The following is a 4,385-nucleotide window of genomic DNA, read 5'->3' on the forward strand; positions in this document are numbered from 1 at the left end:
CCATGGTCGTCGGCAGCGTCAGATGTGTATAAGAGACAGGATATTGGGACGAATTGTTCGGAATTCGAGCCACCTATACTACCCCCGGCGACACCCTTACCAGCGACTCTTGCAACCGCGCGGGGAACATGTTGGATGATTTCATTGGTTAATTCGCCGCCCGAGTCGCCTCCATGCCCAGCCTGTTCCGCTTCCTGACGGTCGTCGCCGTGATTTTCGGGATCGGCTACGGCATCGTCTTCGCGCTGGCGAATTTCGTGCACCCGAAACCGCGGGAAATGACGGTGACCATCCCACCGGATAAGTTCCTCAAGAAATAGGCGCTATGATTCCGGCATGCCCGCTGCTGCCAAACATCCCGCCAAGACCCTCGCCAAGTCCTCCGACGCCAAACTGACCGCGTTGTTCCTCGACATGCTCGCCGCGGAACAGGGCGCCGGCGCCAACACGCTCGACGCCTACCGGCGCGACCTCACCGATTTCTCCGATTACCTCGCCCATGCCGGCGCCGATTTCACCAACGCCGACACCGAGACTCTGCGCGGCTACCTCGCCGACCTCGATATCAGAGGCTTCAAGTCGACCAGCGTGGCGCGGCGGCTGTCGGCGATGCGGCATCTCTACCGCTTCCTGCTCAACGAGCGGGTCCGCGGCGACGATCCGGCCGCGATCCTGTCCGGCCCCAAGCGCGGCCGCGGCCTGCCCAAGGTGCTGTCGATCGCCGACGTCGACCGCATGCTGACCCGCGCCAAGGAGCTGACCCAGACCGACGTCTCGCCGGCGCAGCGGCTGCGCGCGCTGCGCCTCTACTGCCTGCTCGAGGTGCTCTACGCCACCGGCCTGCGCGTCTCCGAACTGGTGTCGCTGCCGGTCTCGGCGGCGCGGCGCGATGCGCGGATGATCGTGGTGCGCGGCAAGGGCAACAAGGAACGGCTGGTGCCGCTGAACGACGCCTCGCGCCAGGCGATGGCGGACTATCTCGCCGCGCTGGAGGTGATGCAGCCGAAGGCGAAGAAGGCCGCGCCGTCGAAATGGCTGTTTCCATCCTCCGGCGAGAGCGGCCATCTGACCCGGCAGCATTTCGCCCGCGACCTGAAGGACCTTGCTGGCGCCTCCGGCCTTGCGCCGCGGCTGGTGTCCCCGCACGTGCTGCGTCATGCGTTCGCCAGCCATCTGCTGCACAATGGCGCGGACCTGCGCATCGTGCAGACCCTGCTCGGCCACACCGACATCTCGACCACCCAGATCTACACCCATGTGGTCGAAGAGCGGCTGAAGAGCCTGGTCCGCGACCTGCATCCGTTGGCGGAGAAGTCCTAGGATCCGTAGCCCGGATGAAGCGCAGCGAAATCCGGGAATGGTATTTCCGCCGATAAAGCTCCCCGGATTGCGCTTCGCTCCATCCGGGCTACGAGCAATCCGCCTTGACTTCCGCTTCGTCTCCGCAGAAAGAGCGTCACCTGCTTGCGATCCCGAAGCGCGCATTCCACCCGGATGCGCGTTAACCGTTTGAAGTTACAAAGCTTCTCTTTCCGACGCCGAAACCGCTTCGCCCCTCGCACCGATCTTCCCTATATTGAGTTGATGCCCGACCCGATGCGCAGCTATCTCGACTTCGAAAAACCCGTCGCCGAGCTTGAATCCAAGATCGACGAGTTGCGTGCGCTTGCCGCGAGCGGCAGCGACATCGGCGACGAGGTCGCGCGGATCGAGGACAAGGCGGCGCAGGCGCTCACCGAGCTCTATTCCAATCTGACGCCGTGGCAGAAGACGCTGGTGGCGCGGCATCCGCAGCGACCGCACTTCACCGATTTCATCGGCGGCCTGATCACCGAATTCACGCCGATGGCGGGCGACCGCAAATTCGCCGACGACGAGGCCCTGGTCGGCGGCTTCGGCCGCTTCCGCGGCGAGAGCATCTGCGTGGTCGGCCAGGAAAAGGGCGCCACCACCGAGAGCCGCATCAAGCACAATTTCGGCATGGCGCGCCCCGAAGGCTACCGCAAGGCGGTGCGCCTGATGGAAATGGCCGACCGGTTCGGCATCCCGGTGCTGTCGATCGTCGATTCCGCCGGTGCTTATCCCGGCATCGGCGCCGAGGAGCGTGGCCAGGCCGAGGCGATCGCCCGATCGACCGATGCCTGCCTGTCGCTCGGCGTGCCCAATGTCGCGATCGTCACCGGCGAAGGCATGTCGGGCGGCGCCATCGCCATCACCACGGCGAACCGCGTCCTGATGATGGAGCACGCGATCTACAGCGTGATCTCGCCCGAGGCGGCATCCTCGATCCTGTGGCGCGACGGCACCAAGGCGCAGGAAGCCGCCAACAGCATGAAGATCACCGCGCAGGACATGCTGCGCTTCGGTGTGATCGACCAGATCCTGAAGGAGCCCTCGGGCGGCGCTCATCGCGACCCCGCTGCGATGATCGCGACCACGGGCGACGCCATCGCCCAGGCGCTCAACGACCTACGAAATCTTGATCCGGACGCGATTCGCAAACAGCGCCGCCAGAAGTTTCTCGATATCGGCCGCAAGCTCGGCTGAGGCGCCCAAACCGCCCGATTTTTCGCCCAAATCGACCAATTTTGCCCTAATTGGGCCCCGAGCCGGGTCTTTAACATTCCTTGAACCATGCCTGCTACCGTGAGGGCTGTCCGCCCCGGTTCAGGTTGCGAGCAGGGGTCGTCGAAGGCTAATATTTTACACAATGGCTTCAGGGCATATTCGCCGTGTTGGGGTCGCGAAAATCGCCCGGTGGGTGTGGAGCTCGGACTTGACTCATCGCACGCTCGTACGCGCGCTTCTGACCTCGGCGGTCCTCGCCGCAGGCGTCATGCTCGCCGGTTGTGACAGCGACCAGATCTCGCTCGCGCAAAACGCCAAGGCCAACCAGCCGGTCCCGCCAAAGCTCGTCGCTGCCATGACCGAAAAGGACATGGACATGCAGTCGCCGATCCTGGTGCGGCTGTTCAAGCAGGAGGCCGAGCTCGAGGTCTGGAAGCAAAACCGCTCCGGCCAGTTCGCGCTGCTCAAGACTTATCCGATCTGCCGCTGGTCGGGCGATCTCGGTCCGAAGGTCCGCGAGGGCGACCGCCAGGCGCCCGAGGGGTTCTATTCGATCAACCCGAGCCAGATGAATCCGCAATCGGCCTATTACCTGTCGTTCAACACCGGCTATCCCAACGCCTTCGACAAGGCGCTCGGCCGCACCGGCTCGCAGCTGATGGTGCATGGCGACTGTTCTTCGCGCGGCTGCTACGCGATGACCGACGAGCAGATCGCCGAGATCTACTCGCTCGGCCGCGAATCCTTCTTCGGCGGCCAGAAGGCGTTCCAGCTGCAGGCCTATCCGTTCCGGATGACGCCGGTGAACATGGCCAAGCACCGCAACAATCCGAACATGCCGTTCTGGAAGATGATCAAGGAAGGCTATGATCATTTCGAGGTGACGAAGCAGGAGCCGAAGGTCGATTTCTGCGAGAGGAAGTACGTGTTCGACGCGGTGAAGGCGCCGGGCGCGACACGCGATCCGGTGTTCGACGCCTCCGCGAAGTGCCCGGCCTATGTGATCCCAGAGGAGATCGCGAGCGCCGTGCACGAGAAGGAGCAGCGCGACGCCGCCGACACCGCCAAGCTGGTGTCCAAGGGTACGCCCGTTGCACGCCTCAACACCGGCATCGACGGCGGCATGAACGCGGTCTTCGCCTCGAAGATTCCGGAAGGAAACACCGGCCTGTCCGAAGGCGGCGACAGCCAGGCGCTGGCGTCGATGTCGCTGGCACGCGCGCCCGGCACGATCCCCGGCACGGTCAATCCGCCGAAGCCCAATCTCGCGGTCCAGCAGGAAGAGCCGGTCGTGGCGACGACGTCGTCGACCCCGGTCGCGACCCCATCGTCGGCCGGCACCCGCGTTGCCTCGGCGAACGCGTCCGACAAATCCGCCGCTGACAAATCCACCTCTGACAAATCCGAAGGCTTCTTCTCCAGCTTTGCCCGCAAGGTCGGCATCGGCGGCACTGCCGACGCCAGCAAGACGACCGCTCCGGCTCCGGTCGCTGCGGCACCCGCCAAGCCGAAGGTCGCCGAGGCCAAGCCGCAATCGGTGGTTCGCGTCGCCCCCAAGGCTGAGCCGAAGCAGGCCGCCAAGCCCGCGCCGAAGCCGCAGGTCACCACCGCCGCAGCCGCCGCACCGGCCCCGACGTCATCGACGTCATCGACCCAACTCGCCGGCTCCGCGCCTGTCGTGCAGACCAATTCGTTCGACACCCGCTTCTCGGCGGTGAAGTAGGCGCGGCGCTTTCCCTTGTCGTCCTGGCGAAAGCCAGGACCCATATGTGGACGGCCCCCGTGGCACAAGAGCTGTTTGGTGAGATCGGATCGCT

The 4,385-nt window shown here is 64.7% G+C and carries 4 protein-coding genes; all 4 read left to right on the forward strand.

The window, feature by feature from the left end:
* Positions 1 to 173: 173 nt before the first annotated feature.
* The 4 genes from PMN64_RS42220 (at position 174) to PMN64_RS42235 (ending at position 4,291) form a co-directional block, all read left to right on the forward strand.
* Positions 174 to 320: a hypothetical protein gene (locus PMN64_RS42220; RefSeq protein ID WP_016843561.1), complete on the forward strand. Its 147-nt coding sequence runs from the start codon at positions 174 to 176 to the stop codon at positions 318 to 320.
* A gap of 16 nt (positions 321 to 336) precedes the next feature.
* Positions 337 to 1,320 carry a site-specific tyrosine recombinase XerD gene (gene xerD, locus PMN64_RS42225; RefSeq protein WP_304497714.1) on the forward strand — a complete coding sequence of 328 codons (984 nt, stop codon included), beginning with the start codon at positions 337 to 339 and terminating at the stop codon, positions 1,318 to 1,320.
* Positions 1,321 to 1,584: 264 nt separating this feature from the next.
* Positions 1,585 to 2,547, forward strand: a complete 963-nt coding sequence (locus PMN64_RS42230) for an acetyl-CoA carboxylase carboxyltransferase subunit alpha (protein WP_018269178.1) — start codon at positions 1,585 to 1,587, stop codon at positions 2,545 to 2,547.
* A gap of 229 nt (positions 2,548 to 2,776) precedes the next feature.
* Complete coding sequence (locus PMN64_RS42235) at positions 2,777 to 4,291, forward strand: L,D-transpeptidase family protein (protein ID WP_411785034.1); 1,515 nt, start codon at positions 2,777 to 2,779, stop codon at positions 4,289 to 4,291.
* The last annotated feature ends 94 nt before the right edge of the window (positions 4,292 to 4,385 follow it).

It is taken from the genome of Bradyrhizobium sp. UFLA01-814 (genome assembly GCF_046718885.1).
Classification (GTDB): Bacteria; Pseudomonadota; Alphaproteobacteria; order Rhizobiales; family Xanthobacteraceae; genus Bradyrhizobium; species Bradyrhizobium elkanii.